The sequence below is a fragment of the Izhakiella australiensis genome, assembly GCF_002006995.1.
GTDB lineage: Bacteria > Pseudomonadota > Gammaproteobacteria > Enterobacterales > Enterobacteriaceae > Izhakiella > Izhakiella australiensis.
Genome location: NZ_MRUL01000002.1, coordinates 396,716 through 415,673 on the forward strand (window position 1 = coordinate 396,716; position 18,958 = coordinate 415,673).

16 protein-coding genes are annotated in these 18,958 nt (G+C 55.1%); 5 read left to right on the forward strand and 11 right to left on the reverse strand.

Going from position 1 to position 18,958, the window contains the following annotated elements; genetic code table 11:
* Nucleotides 1–348 precede the first annotated feature (348 nt).
* The 3 genes from BTJ39_RS25270 to BTJ39_RS05200 form a co-directional block, all read right to left on the reverse strand.
* Entirely contained in the window at nucleotides 349–2,256 is a 1,908-nt protein-coding gene (locus BTJ39_RS25270; protein WP_096777684.1) for a carbohydrate-binding protein, read from the reverse strand.
* A gap of 204 nt (nucleotides 2,257–2,460) precedes the next feature.
* Nucleotides 2,461–3,201: a prepilin peptidase gene (locus tag BTJ39_RS05195; RefSeq protein WP_139356314.1), complete on the reverse strand. Its 741-nt coding sequence runs from the start codon at nucleotides 3,199–3,201 to the stop codon at nucleotides 2,461–2,463.
* Between the two features lie 297 nt (nucleotides 3,202–3,498).
* Nucleotides 3,499–3,837 (reverse strand): ArsR/SmtB family transcription factor, encoded by a 339-nt coding sequence (locus BTJ39_RS05200; RefSeq protein ID WP_078001613.1) that lies wholly within the window; start codon nucleotides 3,835–3,837, stop codon nucleotides 3,499–3,501.
* 174 nt (nucleotides 3,838–4,011) lie between these two features.
* Between BTJ39_RS05200 and BTJ39_RS05205 the strand changes: the two genes are divergently transcribed.
* Nucleotides 4,012–5,316, forward strand: coding sequence for an MFS transporter (locus BTJ39_RS05205; protein WP_078001614.1), 1,305 nt, complete (start codon nucleotides 4,012–4,014; stop codon nucleotides 5,314–5,316).
* A gap of 108 nt (nucleotides 5,317–5,424) precedes the next feature.
* Here BTJ39_RS05205 and BTJ39_RS05210 read toward each other — a convergent pair whose 3' ends face one another.
* The 3 genes from BTJ39_RS05210 to BTJ39_RS05220 all read right to left on the reverse strand — a co-directional run bounded on the left by BTJ39_RS05210 (nucleotide 5,425) and on the right by BTJ39_RS05220 (nucleotide 8,503).
* Nucleotides 5,425–6,456, reverse strand: a complete 1,032-nt coding sequence (locus BTJ39_RS05210) for a proline racemase family protein (protein WP_078001615.1) — start codon at nucleotides 6,454–6,456, stop codon at nucleotides 5,425–5,427.
* Nucleotides 6,453–7,508 (reverse strand): proline racemase family protein, encoded by a 1,056-nt coding sequence (locus BTJ39_RS05215; protein WP_078001616.1) that lies wholly within the window; start codon nucleotides 7,506–7,508, stop codon nucleotides 6,453–6,455. Before BTJ39_RS05215 ends, BTJ39_RS05210 begins: the two co-directional genes overlap by 4 nt.
* A 74-nt stretch (nucleotides 7,509–7,582) precedes the next feature.
* On the reverse strand, nucleotides 7,583–8,503 hold the full coding sequence (locus BTJ39_RS05220) for a transporter substrate-binding domain-containing protein (protein ID WP_078001617.1): 921 nt from the start codon (nucleotides 8,501–8,503) through the stop codon (nucleotides 7,583–7,585).
* 164 nt (nucleotides 8,504–8,667) lie between these two features.
* Here BTJ39_RS05220 and BTJ39_RS05225 point away from each other — a divergent pair, with 164 nt between their 5' ends.
* On the forward strand, nucleotides 8,668–9,381 hold the full coding sequence (locus tag BTJ39_RS05225; RefSeq protein ID WP_078001752.1) for a GntR family transcriptional regulator: 714 nt from the start codon (nucleotides 8,668–8,670) through the stop codon (nucleotides 9,379–9,381).
* Between the two features lies 1 nt (nucleotide 9,382).
* Here the strand turns inward: BTJ39_RS05225 and BTJ39_RS05230 are convergent, their stop codons facing one another.
* Nucleotides 9,383–10,582, reverse strand: coding sequence for an enolase C-terminal domain-like protein (locus BTJ39_RS05230; RefSeq protein ID WP_078001618.1), 1,200 nt, complete (start codon nucleotides 10,580–10,582; stop codon nucleotides 9,383–9,385).
* 295 nt (nucleotides 10,583–10,877) lie between these two features.
* On the opposite strand from BTJ39_RS05230, the gene BTJ39_RS05235 reads away from it, so the two are divergent.
* Complete coding sequence (locus BTJ39_RS05235; RefSeq protein ID WP_078001619.1) at nucleotides 10,878–12,248, forward strand: PTS transporter subunit EIIC; 1,371 nt, start codon at nucleotides 10,878–10,880, stop codon at nucleotides 12,246–12,248.
* Nucleotides 12,249–12,369: 121 nt separating this feature from the next.
* On the opposite strand, the gene BTJ39_RS05240 is transcribed toward BTJ39_RS05235, so the two are convergent.
* Both BTJ39_RS05240 and BTJ39_RS05245 read right to left on the reverse strand, forming a co-directional pair.
* Nucleotides 12,370–13,677 carry an MFS transporter gene (locus BTJ39_RS05240; protein ID WP_078001753.1) on the reverse strand — a complete coding sequence of 436 codons (1,308 nt, stop codon included), beginning with the start codon at nucleotides 13,675–13,677 and terminating at the stop codon, nucleotides 12,370–12,372.
* Nucleotides 13,678–13,813: 136 nt separating this feature from the next.
* Nucleotides 13,814–14,965: an L-talarate/galactarate dehydratase gene (locus BTJ39_RS05245; protein ID WP_422386010.1), complete on the reverse strand. Its 1,152-nt coding sequence runs from the start codon at nucleotides 14,963–14,965 to the stop codon at nucleotides 13,814–13,816.
* 106 nt (nucleotides 14,966–15,071) lie between these two features.
* Between BTJ39_RS05245 and BTJ39_RS05250 the strand changes: the two genes are divergently transcribed.
* Entirely contained in the window at nucleotides 15,072–16,004 is a 933-nt protein-coding gene (locus BTJ39_RS05250; protein ID WP_078001621.1) for a LysR family transcriptional regulator, read from the forward strand.
* Here the strand turns inward: BTJ39_RS05250 and BTJ39_RS05255 are convergent.
* Entirely contained in the window at nucleotides 16,001–17,083 is a 1,083-nt protein-coding gene (locus BTJ39_RS05255) for an NAD(P)H-dependent flavin oxidoreductase (protein ID WP_078001622.1), read from the reverse strand. The genes BTJ39_RS05250 and BTJ39_RS05255 overlap by 4 nt on opposite strands.
* Before the next feature lie 92 nt (nucleotides 17,084–17,175).
* Between BTJ39_RS05255 and BTJ39_RS05260 the strand changes: the two genes are divergently transcribed.
* Nucleotides 17,176–18,063 carry a LysR family transcriptional regulator gene (locus BTJ39_RS05260; protein WP_078001623.1) on the forward strand — a complete coding sequence of 296 codons (888 nt, stop codon included), beginning with the start codon at nucleotides 17,176–17,178 and terminating at the stop codon, nucleotides 18,061–18,063.
* Nucleotides 18,064–18,153: 90 nt separating this feature from the next.
* Here the strand turns inward: BTJ39_RS05260 and BTJ39_RS05265 are convergent, their stop codons facing one another.
* Nucleotides 18,154–18,954: an inositol monophosphatase family protein gene (locus BTJ39_RS05265; protein WP_078001624.1), complete on the reverse strand. Its 801-nt coding sequence runs from the start codon at nucleotides 18,952–18,954 to the stop codon at nucleotides 18,154–18,156.
* Nucleotides 18,955–18,958 lie beyond the last annotated feature (4 nt).

Here is an 18,958-nt window from a genome sequence, read left to right on the forward strand (position 1 = left end):
TGCCCTTTATAAACAAGAAGTAGTCAGATTTGTTGTCGGGCTTAAGATTAGCGATCGCGCTATGGCGCGACTATCAGGCGGCTCTTTGTGAAGCTAAGAACCAGGGGAGAGAGGATAAAGAAAATTCTGCGTCGGGGGCGAAGGCTCTGGGTCGGCCTCATCGCCAATATTCGCTGATACGCCGAAGCGGGAACGCCGCGCCCCGGCATCCGCAGGCTGACGCTTTTGCCGGGCCAATCTGCTCTGTGCAACCCGGTTCGCAGCTGCGCCTGTCAGGCGATAACGTATTTTTAGTCGATAGGCTTCTGTGCGCAAGTTAAGCCCGGCTTCCCGGGCTTAACTGTTCGCTTACTTTAAGCGCCAGACGTCACTGCTGTCGGGCTTATCACCTTTGGTCCACCATTTCGCTACCCAGCTTTTACCCTGGTATTTCACCTCATCGCCGCCGAGGTAGACGTTGCCGGCATTCCACTCGCCGCTAACATCCTGGCTCATACTTTGCCAGACGTCGCTGGCGCCGGGCTCATTGTTCTGCGTCCACCACTTTGCCTTATACTGCTTGCCTTTCCAGCTCACCACTTCGCCGCCATGGTAAATTGTCTGGCTGCTCCACTGGCTGTGATCGCCACCGTTATCAGGGCCGCCGTTATCGGGCTGAGCATCGGTTTTAACCGTAATCGACGGTCCTTTTACCGACTGGTTGCCCGCCGCATCCACGGCGGAGATCTGATAATGGTAAGTGCTGCCTGCTTTCAGGCTGCTGTCTGTCCACTGGGTATGGGCGCCAGTATGCACCAGTTTATTATCACGCCACACCCGGTAGCCGGTCACCGCAACGTTGTCGCTTGCAGCCTGCCACTTCAGCTGTACGCTGGTCTGGCTAATGCCGGAGGCCTGCAATCCCTGCGGCACAGAAGGTGCCTGAACGTCCTGCTCCGGCTTCTGCTCCTGGTCCGCGCTGGTGACATAGGTCGTTTCACTGGCCGCCGAACGGTTTCCGGCGTTATCCACCGCGATAACCTGATAAGCATACTGCGTAGCCGGTTTAATCGCGGTATCGTGAAACTCTGGCAGCATCGGCTGGCCAATCGCATTGCCGTCGCGCAATACTTCATAATGTTTGACGCCCTGATTATCAACGGCAGCGCGCCATTGCAGGCTGATCATTGATGCACTCACCATCGCAGCCGGTTTGCCCGGCGCGCCCGGGGCTTCAGTATCCGGTGCATCAACATGATCCTCATGAATCAGATTGCCGTAGCGGTTTGCGAACTCGTAGCCATAGGCGTTGCCGCTGGCGTTTCGTCCGGCGTCCCAGTTCACCGACCAGGTCATCAGTCCTTTAATCGGCGTTCCCTGAGCGGCCAGCCTTTCCAGCGTAGTACGCACGTCGGCTTCATTTTTAACGTAGCCGCTGCCGGCCGCATCCGGGTTAGAAGGCAGACCGATGACAAATTTATCGGCGGGAATCTGAATATAGTCGCGCGTACCGTGAATAAGCGAATCGGTCAGATAGAACAGAAAATCACCCTGCTTTTCCAGGTTGTTCTGAGCCAGCCAGCCAACGCCATCAACGTACACGCCGTCACCGGCCTGGTTGTAGAATTGAGGCGAAATAAAATCGTAATAGCCTTCAAGATTTTTGATCAGCTGTTGGTACATACCGCCGTTGCGCAGGTGCGGAAACTCCGGCGCCATGCTGATAATAAAATGCGGATATTTTTGCTTAACGATCTTAAGCGCTGCCGGAATTTCAGTGACGTTTTTGCCGGCAGTAATAGCAGAACCTTCGAGGTCGATATCCAGGCCGTCAAAGCCATATTTCTCTACCAGCCGGATAATTTCCTCGGCAAATTTTGGCCCATCGCCCTGGCTCAGCTGAATGTGCGCATCAGCGCCACCGAGTGATAGCAAAACCGCCCGACCGCCAGCGTTCAGCTGTGCAACCTGCGCGCGAAACGCTTCATCGGACAGGTTATACGGCGTGAAGCTCGGAATACCATCACCGGTCATAAAGGCCACGGTAATCACGTTATAAGCTTCCGGCACTTCACTCAGCGGCATTTCAGCAGAAGTGCCCTGCTTATAGCCATCTGATTTACTGGCCCAGTTATGCCAGAATCCTACCAGGATTTTTTTACCGCTCATATCCGGCATGGCGGAGGCCGCGTCCTGCGCAGCGGCAAAAGCGCTGGCTGAGATTCCGGCCAGCAATATGCTGCTGGCCAGCATTGTACGTTTCAGTACTTTTTTCATGGAGTTTATTTCTTTATTTAACCCGGTTAAAAATCCAATATTTCATCCGTAATGGGCGTAGCGAATAAGCTGCCGACGCGAACAAACGGATAAAAACGATAAAAATGGGACAGCGCTCGCGCGCACCATTCTGAAAACAGAATAAAAATTAATATTAACTATGTATTTAAGAACTCAGGCGGCGTTATTAAGAACATTCTCCGGTCAGATAAAACAGAAAAAACCGATAACAGAAGCCAGCACCAGATAGGGACCGAAGGGAAAGGTTTCGCCAACTTTACGGCGCAATATGCACAGCGCGCTGATGATAGCCAGCAGCGAAGCCACCAGCATGACCTGAAATAATGCTTCCAGCCCCAGCCAGGCGCCCACGCCAGCGAACAGCTTCATGTCGCCCATCCCCATACCCGCTTTACCGCTGCGCCAGCGATAGAAACGGTCTGACAGCCAGGGCAGAGCAAAGCCCGTCGCCGCCGCCAGCAGCGACTCCTGCCAGCTAACCAGGCCATAGCCGCACAGCGCGCTACCCGCCGCGATAGCCAGCAGCGGCAGTGTCAGCCGGTTAGGTAATAAGGACGTATCCAGGTCGATAAAAAACAGCGGCACCAGCAGGCTGATAATCAGTAAGGCAATCAGCGCCTGCGGCGTCACGCCATGCAGATAAATCGTCAGGAAAAACAGCCCCGCGACCAATAATTCAATCAGCGGGTAGCGTGGACTAATACGCTGTTTGCAGTGATGGCAGCGCCCACGCAGCAGCAGCCATCCCAGCAGCGGTATATTATGGCGAATGTTAACCGGCGTTTTACATTGCGGGCAGTGCGAGGCGGGTAATGACAGGTTAATTGACTCTCCCCGTAAAATACGCGGCAGCCGGTAAATAACCACGTTAATAAAACTTCCGACGATTGCCCCCACTAATGCAAAAAAAAGTGAGACCAGCATATTAACCTCATTAAGAAAGCAAAAGAGCGGCGATACTAACACGCAGTTACCGGCGTGCGGCGAGGCCAGGCTGCAGGGAACCTGAATTCGGCAAGAACAGAAAATAATCAGTCGTAAATGGAGAAAAGTCTGCAACAGAAAAAGAACTATCGGCTTACCAACGCGATTTATTTGCGTGCGGCGCAAGCGGCGGGTGAAGGCCTGAAGCGATCGGCTGCGGGCGGTTATAGCCTTCCTGCCATAACATTATGGGGGATGTCACGCTATCCGGCGGCCGACACCAACCGAAACGCGGTACTATGGCCGGCGCAGGTGAGCGCCAAGCTGTGCCAGAAATTGTTCTGTCACCGGGTTGTTAAGCCGGTAATAAACCCAGTTTTTGATCTTTTTCGCCGTCACCAGCCCTGCCCTCGCCAGCACCTGCATATGGGTGGTCACCGTTGGCTGACTGAGGCCGGTTTTGGCGGTAATAAATCCGACACAGACGCCATCGTCAATAAGGTCCCCATCCTGCTGTTCGGGGAAATGGGCTTTAGGGTCGGCCAACCAGCCAACGATCATCAGGCGATGGCGGTTAGCAAGCGCGTGTAACGCTTCTTGCAGTCCTGACTCAGGCGACGCATTCACTCCCGACATAAACGCTCTCTCCATCACGAAGTACAAATAACTACATAGACAAATAGCTATATAGTATTTAATCTATATAGATGCAAGCCTATATGAATCATAACTGAAGCGCGGACATCCAGGCAAAGACTAAGTGCATGGGTCTGACAAATCCCTGTGATATTGCAAAAGGAGCGGTTGGTTATGCAATCTGAAGAAAACAGCGTGCGTCATGCCAGACGGATAACGGCGATTGGCGTAGCAGTGGTGCTTACGCTGTATATGGCCATCGTTTTCGGTTTTGGGCTGTATCTGTTTGCGGTACTGGTCAGCTATATGCGTAATAGTCTTGGTTTTGACATTCTGTCTGTCGGCTTTATTACCGGCGGAGCGCAGATAGCCTTTTTGGCTGCATCACTGCTCTGTTCAGCGGTCACTCGCCGGTTCGGCGGTGGAAACGTCATCGTGGCAGCCGTACTGGCGGCTGGCGTACTGCTAATGTTGCTTTCAGCAGTACAAAATGTCTGGCAGATGGGCATTTTATTAATCGCTCTCGGTTCCTGCGCCGCAATGATGGTGATCCCAACCGTTGGCGTGGTAGCAAAAACCGTATCGCCCGCCTGGCAATCAAGCGTCAACGGACTGATCTCCAGCGGAACAGCCTACGGGCAGTTTGCTAAAGGTCTGATGGTGCCGTTTTTTATCAATCACTATGACTGGCGAGCCGTCTGGATGGTCATCGGTTCGGTTTCGCTTGCCGCAGCCATCATCGGTTATCTTATATTACGTAAACTTGCCGCGGCTGCGTTTGAAACGGACACGCATCAGCATGGTGCGCTGCGGCAAACACATTCGACTGGACCGCGACGATTCGTCGCGCTGGTCACCGGCCGCAATCTGCTGGTGTGGACGCTACTGGCGCTAAGCGGTATTGCCTGCGGCCCCTGGCAGAATTATCTGGCCTCATTTCTCGGTAATGAACGCCATTTTTCAATCTCGTTTATCGGCCAGCTCTGGTCAATTATTGGCATCACTGGCTTTGTCAGCGGCTTCGCTTTTGGTCTGCTGGCTGACAAGGTCGGCGTGCGTCTCGTGCTGGCACTGGCGTTTGGTATTCTGCTGAGCGCCGGCTGGCTGGTGGCGAGCGGCGGCGGAACAAGCGCGCTGCGAACGGCAGCAGTCGCTTTCGGCCTCTCTTTTTATGCGGTCTACGGGCTGATTCCGGCCTATATCAGCAAGACGGCTACCCCGCAGACTTCCATCGCCATCTTTGCTGTTGCCAACGTTTTTCTCGGCATCGGCACCAGCGCTGGCAATACGATCAGCGGCTACCTGCAGTCACTGTCCGGTAGCTTTCAGGGCATTTATAGCGCGGTGGCCGCCGTCGCTGCGATCGGGGTGGTTTTCTCTCTGCTGTTGCCCGATGAGCGGCTTGCAGTCAGCCAGACCCGTCTGTGCGGCGCAAGCGGCGATGACAAAGGTGATAAAAGCGATAACGTGGGCGCATAGCGCAGAGAGAAGCGCCTTGCATTCTGAGCAGTGAAAATAACCGCGCAGCAGGCTGAGCGGTTATTTTACAGCAGACCGGATAAAGACTATTACGTATTAACCCCGCAGCTAGCCGGGAAAACGGGCATCGCTGCCATAGCCAACGCCAAAACCTTCACAGAACGGATCGTCGGGATCGAGCAGAAAAGTAGACTGCGCAATAATATATGCGCAGCCGCGTATCCTGGGGATTATCGCCTCAACGCCGTTAAGCAGCGTGGTGCGGGCAATGGTGCCCTGAAAAACCGAGCCGATAATACTTTCGTGCAAAAAGCTTTCGCCCACGGCCTGCTGGCGGCGATAAAAACGCTGGGCCATGCGCGCCGAGGTGCCGGTGCCGCCGGGCGAGCGGTCAACGCCCGATTCGCCGAAGAACACCAGATTGCGGTAGCTGCCCGCCGCGTTTTGCTCTTCGGTAAAAATAACCATCGGCACCGTGAAAGGGCTTCCGGTCTGCGGATCGGTAATATTCAGCTCGCTATTCACCCTATCGCGGATCGCCCGTCCCGCCGCCACCAGCTGCTCGGCGAATTCCGGCTGCACGCTAAGCCCAAGGCTGGCAGCCGAAACCAGCGCATAATAATTACCGCCATAAACGATATCGACGGCAAGCGTTCCTGACTCAGGCAGCGATATCGGCTGATTTTCAGCAACCATATAAGAAGCAACGTTCTCAATGGTTACCCCTTGTACCGCGCCGTTAACCACCTCAACCTGCGCCGTCACCAGGCCTGCCGGCGTATCGAATATAATCTGACAAACCGGCTCAGTCACTTCGACATAGCCGTTCGCCACCGCCACGGTCGCCGCGCCAATGGTGCCTGCGCCGCACATCAATGGCCAACCGCCACTCTCAATAAAAACGATGCCAAGATCCGCCTGTGGATTACAGGGCTGCATCAGAATGCTGCCGCACATCTCTGAGCTACCGCGCGGTTCATACATCAGCAGCTTTCTGATGTCATCACGCTGGGCCATCAGATAAGCGCGCTTTTCGCGGATAGTGGAGCCCGGCACCGGCGGCACGCCGCCGATGACCACGCGCGCCGGCGCGCCGGCGCTGTGTGCGTCAATTACCGAATACTGAACGTTGGATTTCATGCCTGTCCCTCCCGGCTGGAGAAGTCAGGACGCCGCGCATCGGCAGCATAGCCAACGCCAAAGCCTTCCTGAAAAGGGTCTTGCGGGTCGAGATAAAAATTACGCAGTGCGGTAATAAAAGCGCGACCTTTGATAACCGGGGTAACCATCTCCTGCCCGGCCACCGTTTGTACCCCAATCAGGCGACCTTCAAAACGGGAACCAATAATACTTTCATGCATAAAAGGCGTATTTAGCGCCAGCTCGCCGCGTGCATAACGCTGTGCCATCCGTGCCGAAGTGCCGGTGCCACCGGGTGAGCGATCCACGCCGGCTTCACCAAACAGCACCATGTTGCGGTAGACGCCGGGCTGCGATCCGCGGCCGGTGAAAATAACGTTAGGGATGGGAGCGGTAACCTCTTCCAGCGGATGACGAACGCTGATAGTGGCGTTGGTCTTCTCCCGCAGCGCGCGCCCCACGGCGATCAGCGCCTCGGCACAGGCCGGGGTGATATCAAGACCGAAGCGCTCCGCAGGAGCGATAAGGTAAAAATTACCGCCATAAGCGATGTCAACCTCAACGTCGCCGTACTGCGCCAGCTCAATGTGGTGATCTTTAACCGCCAACCATGAAGGAACGTTTTCAAGGGACACGCTCTGCACGCAGCCATCTCTGACTTCAATACAAGCGGTCACCAACCCGGCGGGCGTGTCGAACACAATCGACGTTTGAGGCTCGATAGCCGGGAACATTCCTGACTCCACCAGCGCCGTTGCCGCGCCGATGGTTCCGGCGCCGCACATGGTAAGCCAGCCGCCGCTTTCGATAAACAAAATGCCGACATCAGCACGCGGATCGCAAGGTTCGACGATCAAACTCCCGCTCATCTGGGCGCCACCGCGCGGCTCATACATCAAAAGCTTGCGCACATAATCGAAGTTAGCAGCCAGATACTGCCGTCTCTGATTCATGGTGCTGCCTTTGGCCTGCGGAATTCCACCAATAACCACCCGCGCCTGCGCGCCGGCGGAATGCATATCAATAACCGAGTAATGATGTCGCGAATACATGTTATCTCCCGGAAAAACACCTTAGCGGGTCAGATAAGCCCGCTCAGTTCACCTGACGGCCGTACTGCTGACGCTTACTCTATTTTATATTCTGGCAGGGTATCGCCTTTACGATAGATAGTCGGGTTAGCGATCATCCCGTAATCCGTCCCCCATTTTTTATGGATTTGCGCGTACTTACCGGACTTAATCAAAGAGAGATAGGCTGCCTGAAGCGCCTGCGCTAATTTATCGCTCGACGCATTGCGCGCCACCGCCGTCGCGCAGGGACCACCACCCACGCGCCCACTCGGAACAAAAGGCTGGCCTGAAGCAACCAGCGTCAGCCCGACTTCCCGCCCGGTAAGCACCGCCTCAGCGCGATGGCTGGAAAGTGCCAGCACCGCATCCGACATTTGTGGAAACACGCTGACCTTAGGCAACGGTTTACCCACCTTTGCGCAGTGCTCTTTGGCTTCATTCATTGTTGGCACGCCGGAGGAGCCGGCAAGGATGGCTATCTTATGGCCGCAGGCATCATCAATGGTTTGCGGCATATACTTGCTGTCTTTATTCACCACAAAAGCATCATAATTACTCCATTCGGTGACAAAATCGGCCACCTCGACACGGTCCTTTCTGACAAAGAATTCACCCATGCCGATATCATATTTCTGCGCCTGAAGACCGAGCAGGATGCCAGGAAAGTCCATCCCTTGTATTTCTGCTTTCAGCCCCATCGTTTCGGCAACAGCCGTCACCATTTCCGGGATCATGCCCACGTTCTTGCCGCCGGAGACAAAAGAAAAGGGCTGATATTTGGTCATGGTCGCCACGCGCAGCACGCCGCGCTTTTTAATGGCTTCAGGCACCAGCGCCACCACGTCCGCCACCGGCTCAACCTTTCCATTTTCGCCTGTGGCTGCGCTCTGAACCGGTGCAGCATGGGATGAAACTGCATAAAACATGATTGCCAGACAGCTCAAAACCACACCTTTATCTGTTTTAACGCCCATGTAATTTTCTCCAGCGGTAATGAAATGTAATATATTACACTTTACAGGCTAAATGTAACACCCTACTACCTGCTGTCAATGTCTTTTGCCGGAGGGTGAGATTTCGCGCCTTGTTTAACGCTATGATTGAGTCTGGTTTGAGCAGCCGCAGTTGGAATCAGCAGATGCGAAAGAAAGAATTTGTCATCCAGGACTTACTCAGCAGAATTTATCGCCTTCCTGACGACGGGCCACGCAGACTGCCGCCGGAAAGGCAGCTGGCGCTGGAGTATTGCGTTTCCCGCTTTACCATCCGCCAGGCGCTGGAAAAGTTAGTTAATATCGGCGCGGTGCGCATCGTGCAGGGTTCAGGCATCTGGGTAAATGAGTCGGTGCGTAACAATCCGCTGGTCTATAACTCAATAACCGAAAAGCACTTTAACCGCATGCGCTATCGCCTGATCAGCCTGCATAAAAGACGGCCCGACAGCGATGAACAGCAGATATTTACCATTAATGATGCGGCGTTTATTTGGGAGTTTTGCCGCCTGCGCTACGTTGACGGCACGGCGGTACAGATTGAAATATCCCGGATGCCGGCCGCAGCTTTTGACGATCTCAGCGGTAAAATCATTGAGCAATCGATACAACAGTACGTACTGAGTAAGGGGTATCAGATTTCGCACCTGCTGACCAGCTACCGGGCAACCGTGGTGACGCGCGAGCAGGCGGCGCTGCTCGGCTGTAAAAAAGGCAGCCCGGCTATGCAGATAATCAACCGCGGCTTCCTGCATGATGGCCAGGTTTACGAGATCAGCGATATTATCGATATCGATTATTCCTGCACCTACTTAATTCCCCATAACCGCGATAATTTGCAGTTTCGCCAGCAGCATTAGATCAGGGCGTATGCATCGTTCCGTCCGGTAGCCGGCTTTGCGTCCATTCATGGGGACGGTAAACCAACGGGTGCTTCTCAGCCAAAGACGGGTTAAATGAAACACCAGTCCCGTTGCTTTCAGGCGGATAAATATACCCTTCCCTGACCTCCGGCGCGCCGGGGAATACTGCGCGGGTAGCGGCAGATGGCGGAATAAACTCCTGAATAGCCGCGTTGTGCAGATGAATATTAAGATGGGTATTCACCGCCACGCCAATCGGCGTCATATCGCCTGGCCCGTGCCAGGCAAGCCTGACGCCGAAGGCCTCGCACAGCGCTGCCAGCTTAAGCGCCGGCGTAATGCCGCCAATTTGTGAAACGTGGCAGCGTAAAAAATCGATGCGGCGGTTAATAATCAGCTCATGCCACTCCGCAGGATTGTTAAACAGTTCACCCAGCGCCAGCGGCACCGCTGATTGCTGCCTTAGCCGATCGAGCCAGGCAGTCTGATGCGGCGGCACAACGTCCTCAAGAAAGTAGGGATTGAACGGCTCCAACTGCCTGGCCAGCTGTATCGCCTGCTGCGGAAAAAGCCGCTCATGGACATCATGCAAAATTTCAAAGCGTGAGCCGTATTTCTCCCGCAGGGCACTGAACATTTCGACGGTGTTTTGCATATACTCCTGCTGCGAGTAATAAGCACCCGGCGTGGCATTCTGCGGCATATGAAGATTGCCCGGCGTTCCGCCATAAAAACCAAGCTGGCAGCGTATATGGCGATAGCCCTGATCAAGCAGCTTATCGACGGCATCGAACAATTCCGCCAGCGTTTCGCCGCTGGCGTGGCTGTAGCAGGCGATGGCATCGCGCGCTTTACCGCCCCAGAGCTGATAGAGCGGCATGCCGGCCAGCTGCGCTTTGATATCCCATAGCGCCATATCAATGCCGGAAATGGCATTATTGCTTACCGGGCCGTTGCGCCAGTAAGCGTTGACGTTCATCAGATTCCACAGGTCTTCAATATTATTGGCGTCGCGACCGGTGATTAAAGGGACCAGGTACTCATCCACCAGCGTTTTAACCGCCAGCGGGCGCTGCTGGAAGGTTGCACAGCCATATCCCGTCACGCCTTTATTGGTGGTTACCCGCACGGTGACCAGGTTATGCCGGTCCGGCCGGGTAATGAAACAGCTAATATTTTCAATAATAGTCGGCGTCACAGAATACGCTCCCTTGCTTTGACCTTGACGGAGATTTAAACGCTTAAATAGCTATTGTTAATATTATAATCATTGCAAAAAAGCAGCGGCGCAAATGCTTTTTTAATTAAATTTTATTGGTCAGAAAAACGTAATTAAACCGCAATTAAAACGGACCAATTGACTAAAACAAGTTAATAGACTCGCTTATCAGCAGGCTTTTGTGAAGCAAGTCAACTTTTATTGGTTTGTTTTGCTGCAACGCCTTATTTATCATGAATGCAATTATTGTGATAGAACAGCCTCGGGAGAGGATATGGAAACGCAGCAAGCTATAAAAAAGATCATTGCATTAATTGGCGGTGAGAAAAATATAAATAAAGTTTGGCATTGCATGACCCGACTGCGTTTTGATCTGATTGATGAGAATAAAGTTGACCAAAATGAAATAAAGAAAGTCCCCGGCGTACTTGGCGCGCAGATGCAAAGCGATCAGTTTCAGATAATTATTGGTCCTAAAGTAGACAGCTGGTATCAGTTGCTGCTGCCCGCGCTTGGCAAACAAGATAACCCACAGCCCGTGAATGCTAAAGGGCGTAAAGGCCTGGTCTCGCTGTTTATGGATACCGTTTCCGGCGTGTTCGGCCCGATTGTGCCCGCCATTGCCGGCGCCGGTATGATTAAAGGTTTACTGGCGGGGTTGGTGGCATTGAAACTGATATCCGCTAAAAGCGATACGGTGATGGTTATCGACCTGATCGCCAGCGGCGTCTTCTACTTTCTGCCGTTTTTTCTGGCCGTTTCCGCCGCTAAGATATTTAAAACCAACGAATATCTGGCCGCAGCGGTTGCCGCCTGCCTGATGTACCCCTCGCTGATTGACGCCGCCAAAGCCCTGGCTGCCCATCAGCCTGATGCGGTCAGCGCGTTCTGGATTATGGATATCCTGCCGGTGGCGGTTTTTAACTATTCATCCAGCGTGATACCGGTGATCTTTTCAATTCTGGCGCTGAGCTACATTCACCGCTGGGTGGATAGCATTATGCCGGAGGTGCTGAAAACGGTTTTTACCCCGACCCTGACCCTGTTTCTTGCAGCATTAACCGCATTAGTCGTCATAGGCCCCATTGGCATCTGGCTGGGCAAAGCGCTCGCCTGGTTTATCGAAGGGCTATTCGGCGTTTCAGCCAGCTTCGCCGGACTGGTGGTCGGGGCGATCCGCCCGCTGGCCATACTCACCGGTATGCATCACGCCATGACGCCCGTAGCGCTGCAAAATTTCAGCGATCGCGGCTATGACATGCTGATGCCGATGATGTTTATGGCCAATATGTCGATTGCCGGGGCAACCTTCGCCGTCTGGCACCTGAATCGCCAGCGGGCGGAAAAGTCCGTCACCCTTTCGGCGGCCATTTCGGCGCTATTGGGCATCACCGAACCGGCGCTGTTCGGGGTTCTCACCCGCTATAAAAAAGCCTTTATCGCCGCCACCATTTCCAGCGCGCTGGCTTCCGCCTTTATCGGTTTCTTCGGCGTACGCCTGTACGGGTACATCTTATCCAGCATCTTCAGCCTGCCGGCATATATCGGCCCCTACTTCGTCTGGGCGATATCAGGGGTGATTATCTCGCTGGTGCTGTCGTTTATCCTCACGCGAGTCATGCTGCGTAACGAAGAGGGGCTGTAATCTGCTGCGGCACACTGCGCTAAGACCGGCGGACCTTCGGCGATAGCGCAGCGTTTGATCGATAGCCAACCAGGCATTCTTATTACCACTAACAGCACTCTGGCCTGGCGCTCTACGCGGATTAATGCATTGGTTGTTCGTGCAGACGCTCCAGCGGTCCGACGATAATCAGGTATGAGGCAGCGCCAATCAGCCCCATGGCGCCAACGTAAATAATCGCCAGATCGAATTTCCCGGTTGAAGATAAGATCCAGCCAATGCATAGCGGCGTCACGATGCTGGCGATATTGCCAAAGAAGTTGAACAGACCGCCGGCTATTCCCAGCAGCTGCTTGGGCGAAGTATCGCTGAGCACGCACCAACCAATATTGCCGAAACCTTTGGCAAAGAATGCAACGCTCATTACCAGGACCACTATTACGTCAGACTGCGTCACATTCGCCAGCATAATGACGCTTGAGACAATCATACCGGCCATAATCGGCAGCTTACGCGCCAGCGTCAGGCTGTAACCCTTGCGCAGTAAATAGTCAGAAAATAAACCACCGAGGATGCCGCCGATGAAACCGGCGATGGCGGGAATAGCCGCGACGAGGCCGACTTTAAGGATGGTCATGCCGCGCGCCTGGTAGAGGTAGGTTGGAAACCAGGTCAGGAAAAACCAGGTGATCGAAGTCAGGCAAAACTGACCGATGTAAACGCCGATCATCATTCGATGGCTGAGTAGCGCTTTGATTTGCGGCCATTGCTGGCGTAAAGGTTTTTGCATCGGCGTAAGATCGGGGATACCACCGCCTGCCGCAATATAATCAATTTCCGCCTGATTGACGTGGCGGTGACTGAGTGGATCGCGCAGATACCACAGCCACAGCAAGCCGAGCGCCACGCCTACCGCGCCGATGTAATAAAAAATATAGTGCCAGCTCCAGCCCTGCACAATCCAGGTCATAATCGGCGTAAATAACGCTAACGAAACGTATTGAGCCGTTGAATACACCGAGGTGACAAAGGCGCGCTCGCGCTCAGGAAACCACTGTACCGACAGCCGGCTGTTTGCGGGAAAAGCCGGTGCCTCAACGCCGCCCATCAGAAAGCGAAGAATCAGCAAAGCAAGCAGCGGCGCGGAAAAAAGATAGATATATCCCTGCATCATGGTAATCAGCGACCAGATAAGCAGCGACAGTCCGTAGACCAACCGCGCCCCCGCTTTATCCAGCAGCCATCCACCGGGGATCTGCATAATGACATAGGCCCAGCCAAAGGCAGAAAACGCCCATCCCATCTGGCTGGCGTCAAAGCCCAGCTCTTTACTCATAAAAGGTGCGGCTACCGACAGCGTAGCGCGGTCGACGTAATTAAAAATCGTCGCTAAAAAAATAAAACACAAAATAATGTAACGGGTACGAGTTGCCCGCCCGGCGTTCTGCATTACGGGTTGATGGTTCATCATTTTTATCCTGTAACGTGCCTGACTTTATGTAGGGGGGTAATAATGTTTTGCCCGGATTAACACCCTGCGATCGTAATCGCTCCGGGTTTTCAGCACGATATTTTGCCACCAGGCATCACGTCGGCTGCTGAATCACTTTGCGAGCCTGGGTCCAGCCAGCGACGCGCTCATGCAGGCTTAGTCCTAGTCCTGGCCGGTCGGGTATCCACATTTTACCGTCGTGAATGTTCAGCCGCTCATTGAACACCGGCTCCAGCCATTCGAAATGTTCGACCCAGGTTTCATGGGGGTAGGCAGCGGCCAGATGTAGATGGATTTCCATTACAAAGTGTGGCGCCATCATCATCCCCCGGCTTTCCGCCAGCGCGGCGACCTTGAGGAAAGGCGTAATGCCGCCAATACGTGGCGCATCGTGCATCACCAGGTCAACGGCGCCACGCTCAATATAGCGTTCAACTTCACCAGCACTGGTTAACATCTCTCCGGTGCCAATCGGAGTGATCAATGCCTGCGCCAGCGCGGCGTGACCTTCGATGTCATAGGCGTCCAGCGGTTCCTCTATCCACTGTAAATTGAAGCTTTCAAGGGCAGCGCCCATACGCAGCGCAGTAGTACGATCCCACTGCTGATTAGCATCCACCATCAGCGCGACCCGGTCGCCTAACTGCTGACGAACGGCTGCCACCCGCTGTAGGTCAGCGGATCGGTCAGGATGGCCGACTTTCATTTTAATACCGCCAATGCCCTGCGCCAGTGACTGTGCTGCCGCTTCGGTAATTTCCTCAACTGACGCCTGCAGATAGCCGCCCGAGGTGTTATAGCAGGGCACACCATTGCGATAAGCGCCAAGCAGTTTAGCCAGCGGTAAGCCTGCACGTCGCGATTTCAGGTCCCATAGCGCGGTATCGAAGGCGGCAATCGCCTGGGTTGCCACGCCGCTGCGACCGACCGACGCCGACGCCCAGACCAACTTGCTCCACAGGCGGGCAATATCATTGGGATCTTCACCGATAAGCAGCGGCGCAACTTCCTGCGCCAGCGCCATCTGCGCCGCCGCACCAACGCGCAGCGTATAGGTGAAACCCAGCCCGTAAGCCCCCTGATCCGTATCAATTTCAGCGATCAGTAATGAGACATCCGTCAGCGCTTTTTGCCGCCCGGTAAGTACCTTGGCGTCGCTGACCGCAATGTTCAGCGGCACGTTAATACTGGTAAGCGTCACCTGGCGAATACGGTCCTGGAACGCTGTTTGCTGTTTTGTGTCCACGATCATAAATTCCTTACTGTTTAAAAACTGGGCTGGACTATCTTGCAAACAGCTATGAATACTGTCCATTTTAAACAGTGAATGTATTGTTGCGGGAAAAGTATCAATGCTGGAATTAGGTCAGTTAAACTGCTTTATCGTGGTGGCAGAAGAGTTAAGCTTTCGCCGCGCCGCCGCGCGTTTGCATATGACTCAGCCGCCGCTTAGCCGCCAGATTCAGATGCTGGAGCATCAGGTCGGGGTGAAATTACTTGATCGTTCGACGCGTTCAGTGACCCTGACCGCCGCCGGCAGAGCTTTTTTGGCTGAAGCACGCCAGCTGCTGGAGCTGGCCGCCAACGCGACCAGTAACGCACAGCGTATCGCTGCCGGCGAACTCGGCAACCTGACCTTTAGCTTCGTTTCCTGCGCTATCTATCACTATTTACCAACGCTCATTGACCGCATGCAGCAGCTTCACCCACAGATAGCTATCCACCTGCGTGAAATGCCGTCAATGTTTCAGTTCAACGCCCTGCGCTTACGCCAGGTTGATATGGGAATTGTACGCGTTGCGCCGCTGCCTGAAGGCATTGCCGGCCGGCAACTGCTTAAAGAGCCATTTGTGCTGGCTATCCCGTCCGGGCATCCTCTTGCCCATCAACCGGAGCTGACCCTTTCCTGTCTGCATCATCAGCCATTCATTAACTATGAAGTCACTAGCTGGCGCCCGTTTCATGACATGATCAACCTGACCTTGAGTCGCCACGGCGTTGAACCGAAATATGTACATTCCATTGGCTCAACCGTGGCGATCCTGTCACTGGTTAATGGCGGACTGGGATTAGCGCTGGTGCCTGCGCGCAGTGCCGATATTCGTTTTGATAAGGTGGTTTTTCGCACGCTGCCGGAGCTAAAAGATTTATACAGCGAATTATTGCTGGTCTGGCATCAGGAAAACGATAACCCACTGCTGCAGCCGCTGCTTGATACCCTGTACGATAGCGTGCAACAGGCGATTCATGAGCGGCATCCGCAAATGACCGTGGCAGCAAATTAAGCCACCGGGGTTACGCCGCCTGCCGCCTGCTGCCACTCCGCCACTAACCTGCGCACCAGTTCAGCCGCCGGCATTTCCCGCGCCAGGTGAGCGCCCTGCCCAGCCCACTGAGCATCATAGCCGTACTCGCCCTGGGCTCGCGCGGCGGCGGCCACGGCTTTACCTAGCGAATAGGTTAACGGATAGACAGGAACTTCATGGCGGGCAATCTGCTCGCCGTGCGCGCAGAAGGCGTTCGCGATACACCTGGCGGGCCGGCCGGATATCGCGGAGGTCATCATCGTCCGACTGGCCGCTTCGCTTTTCAGCGCGGCGCGGTAGGCAGCGTTAGCGGCGGATTCCGGGCACAGGACAAACGCGGTGCCCAGCTGCACACCCGCCGCACCCAGCGTTAGCATCGCAGCAATGCCCGCCCCATCCATAACGCCGCCGGCGGCAATAACCGGCAGGTCAATTACCTTGCGGATTGCCTGCAACAGCGTGAAGGTACTCAGCTGCTGGTCGTTCTCCTCCGGATGAAAGATGCCGCGGTGACCACCGGCTTCAATCCCCTGAGCAACGATAAAATCAATGCCGTTGTCGGCAATCTCCTGCGCTTCATAAATACTGGTTGCGGTCGCCAGCGTCACAATACCGCACTGCTTCAGGCGGCCGATGGCTTCTGCCGGAGGGATGCCAAAGTGAAAGCTGACCACCGCCGGTCGCATTTTCTCTAGCACCGCCAGCATCGGCTCATTTTGATGGAAAGTCTGGTAAATTTCCGTCAGGCCTGACGGTAACGCCACCTGATAGCGCTGAAAAAGTGGATTAAAGCGTTCAATCCATGCGCTTTCCAGTGCTTCATTTCTTACCACGGGTTGATGGCAAAAAACGTTAACGTTGAAGGGACCGGCGCTAAGGGCGCGGGTTTCCGCTATCATTTTTTCCGCCTGTGCTGGCGTCGATGCGCCAACGCTGATTGATCCCAGCCCTCCGGCTGCGGTTACCGCTGCCGCCATCTGCGGCGTTGATACCCCGGCCATTGGCGCCTGGACGATGGGATACTGCAGATTAAGAGCATTGCACAAACTTGTCGTCATCATTTTTGCCTGCTAACTGTGGAACGTTACCCGACATAAAATCTCTTTTCATGCATAATAAATCAATCTTATTCCCAAAAAGAGAATAAAGCATGAACCACAGCTCGCTGGAAATTTTCTGCGTGGTGGCGGAAGAGTTGGGCATCGTGAAGGCAGCCCGCAGGCTGGGGCGGGCGCCGTCAAACGTCACTACCCGCATCCAGCATCTGGAAGAAGAGCTGGATGCACAGCTGTTTACTCGCGAAAACAAGCGGCTACAGCTCTCGCCGCAGGGCCGCCAGTTTCTGGTGTATGCAAAAAAGCTGCTGAGCCTCGGCGAGGAAGCGCGCCAGAGTCTGCATCCGCGCCCGCCAGCCGGTGTGCTTACCCTCGGTTCGATGGAGTGTACGGCAGCCAGCCGCCTGCCGCAGCCGCTGGCGCAGTTTGCCCGTGACTGCCCGGACATCAGGCTGATACTGACCACCCAGCCCACCCGCCAGCTGACAGGCCTGGTGGCCAGCGCCGCGCTGGATTGCGCGCTGGTGGCGCTGCCAACGGACAACCACGGCCAGGTTATCTGCCCCCCTGACCTTTGCTGTCAGCCGCTCTACGCCGAAACGCTGCTGCTGGTGCTGCCCGCCAGCATGAGTCCGGTCCGGCATATCAGCGAGATCCGCGGCGCCAGGCTGGTCGCTTTTGCCCAAGGCTGCAGCTATCGCGATATCGCCATAAATATGCTTTCCGCTGGCAGTGGCGTAGAAAAAGGGGTTCAGATCCACGAGGTAAGTTCTTATCACGCCATGCTGGCCTGCGTTGCGTCCGGCGGCTGTCTATGCCTGCTGCCGGAAAGCGTGCTGAATTTGCTACAGCGGCCAACAGGCCTGAGGGTATTGCCGGCTGGCAGCGCCGTTAACCAGCTTATCTGGCGCAAAGCATTGCGCTCGCCGGCGCTGGATAGCCTGCGGCGTATTCTTGGCGAGTCGTCAAATCTCGACCAGTGACCATGCAGCCCGTCAGAGTTAACCCAATCATTTCACGCAGCATAACCGGCCAGACTGGCCGGTTGGTTCACGGGCTGAGTGACGCCGCCGCTACAGCCCGGCAATTTTGCGCAGATCGGCCTCGGCCCCCGGCGCCACCGCCAGCACCTTAGCGCCTTTGGTGATGCGATCGCCTTCGATATTGAACGGGTGATACCAGCCGCCCGCCTCTTTTACCAGACAGTAGCCGGCCAGGCAGTCCCAGGCGTGCATATAGGGCTCGTAATAACCCACCACCCGTCCTGCGGCAACCCAGGCCAGCATCAGGGCGCCGGAGCCGATGCGGATAAAGTTGCCGCCGGCGGCCAGCAACGACGCGACGATCTCCCCGACCGCTTCCGGGCTGACATAGCTGTTGGCGCCAAAGCCGGTAACGTGGTTTTGCAGGGTCCGCGTCGGGTCGACTTGCAGGCGGCGGCCATTGAGCGTTGCCCCCTGACCGAGGGCCGCGACGTAGCTTTCCTGAAAGCAAGGCGCGTTAATCACGCCAATGACCGGCACCGCATCCTGCAGCACCGCCACCGAGACGCACCAGTTGGGCATACCGTTAAGAAACGGGCTGGTGCCGTCGATCGGATCGACCACCCAGGTGAAGCCGGAGCTGCCCCGCTGGAGTCCGTACTCTTCGCCAAGAAAGCCGTCATCCGGAAACCGTTCACGCACGCGTGCGGCGATCATTTGCTCCACCTCACGGTCGGCTTTTGATACCACGTCCTGCAAGTCATGCTTGGTCTCAATCACCAGGCTCTCCCGACGATGGAACCAGCCAAGTGCGGCCTCTCCGCCCGCGCGCGCCAGCTCTTCCGCTAACGCCAGCCGCTGTTGCAAATGATTTTGATTTTTATCACTCATATCC

Bases quoted from the DNA above. Each gene is read 5' to 3' on its own strand.
- BTJ39_RS05225 (WP_078001752.1), top strand. From the start codon at position 8,668: ATGCGAAAGAAAGAATTTGTCATCCAGGACTTACTCAGCAGAATTTAT.
- BTJ39_RS05250 (WP_078001621.1), top strand. From the start codon at position 15,072: ATGCTGGAATTAGGTCAGTTAAACTGCTTTATCGTGGTGGCAGAAGAG.
- BTJ39_RS05220 (WP_078001617.1), bottom strand. From the start codon at position 8,503: ATGGGCGTTAAAACAGATAAAGGTGTGGTTTTGAGCTGTCTGGCAATC.
- BTJ39_RS05200 (WP_078001613.1), bottom strand. From the start codon at position 3,837: ATGTCGGGAGTGAATGCGTCGCCTGAGTCAGGACTGCAAGAAGCGTTA.
- BTJ39_RS05235 (WP_078001619.1), top strand. From the start codon at position 10,878: ATGGAAACGCAGCAAGCTATAAAAAAGATCATTGCATTAATTGGCGGT.
- BTJ39_RS05240 (WP_078001753.1), bottom strand. From the start codon at position 13,677: ATGCAGAACGCCGGGCGGGCAACTCGTACCCGTTACATTATTTTGTGT.
- BTJ39_RS05255 (WP_078001622.1), bottom strand. From the start codon at position 17,083: ATGACGACAAGTTTGTGCAATGCTCTTAATCTGCAGTATCCCATCGTC.
- BTJ39_RS25270 (WP_096777684.1), bottom strand. From the start codon at position 2,256: ATGAAAAAAGTACTGAAACGTACAATGCTGGCCAGCAGCATATTGCTG.
- BTJ39_RS05195 (WP_139356314.1), bottom strand. From the start codon at position 3,201: ATGCTGGTCTCACTTTTTTTTGCATTAGTGGGGGCAATCGTCGGAAGT.
- BTJ39_RS05210 (WP_078001615.1), bottom strand. From the start codon at position 6,456: ATGAAATCCAACGTTCAGTATTCGGTAATTGACGCACACAGCGCCGGC.
- BTJ39_RS05215 (WP_078001616.1), bottom strand. From the start codon at position 7,508: ATGTATTCGCGACATCATTACTCGGTTATTGATATGCATTCCGCCGGC.
- BTJ39_RS05260 (WP_078001623.1), top strand. From the start codon at position 17,176: ATGAACCACAGCTCGCTGGAAATTTTCTGCGTGGTGGCGGAAGAGTTG.
- BTJ39_RS05265 (WP_078001624.1), bottom strand. From the start codon at position 18,954: ATGAGTGATAAAAATCAAAATCATTTGCAACAGCGGCTGGCGTTAGCG.
- BTJ39_RS05205 (WP_078001614.1), top strand. From the start codon at position 4,012: ATGCAATCTGAAGAAAACAGCGTGCGTCATGCCAGACGGATAACGGCG.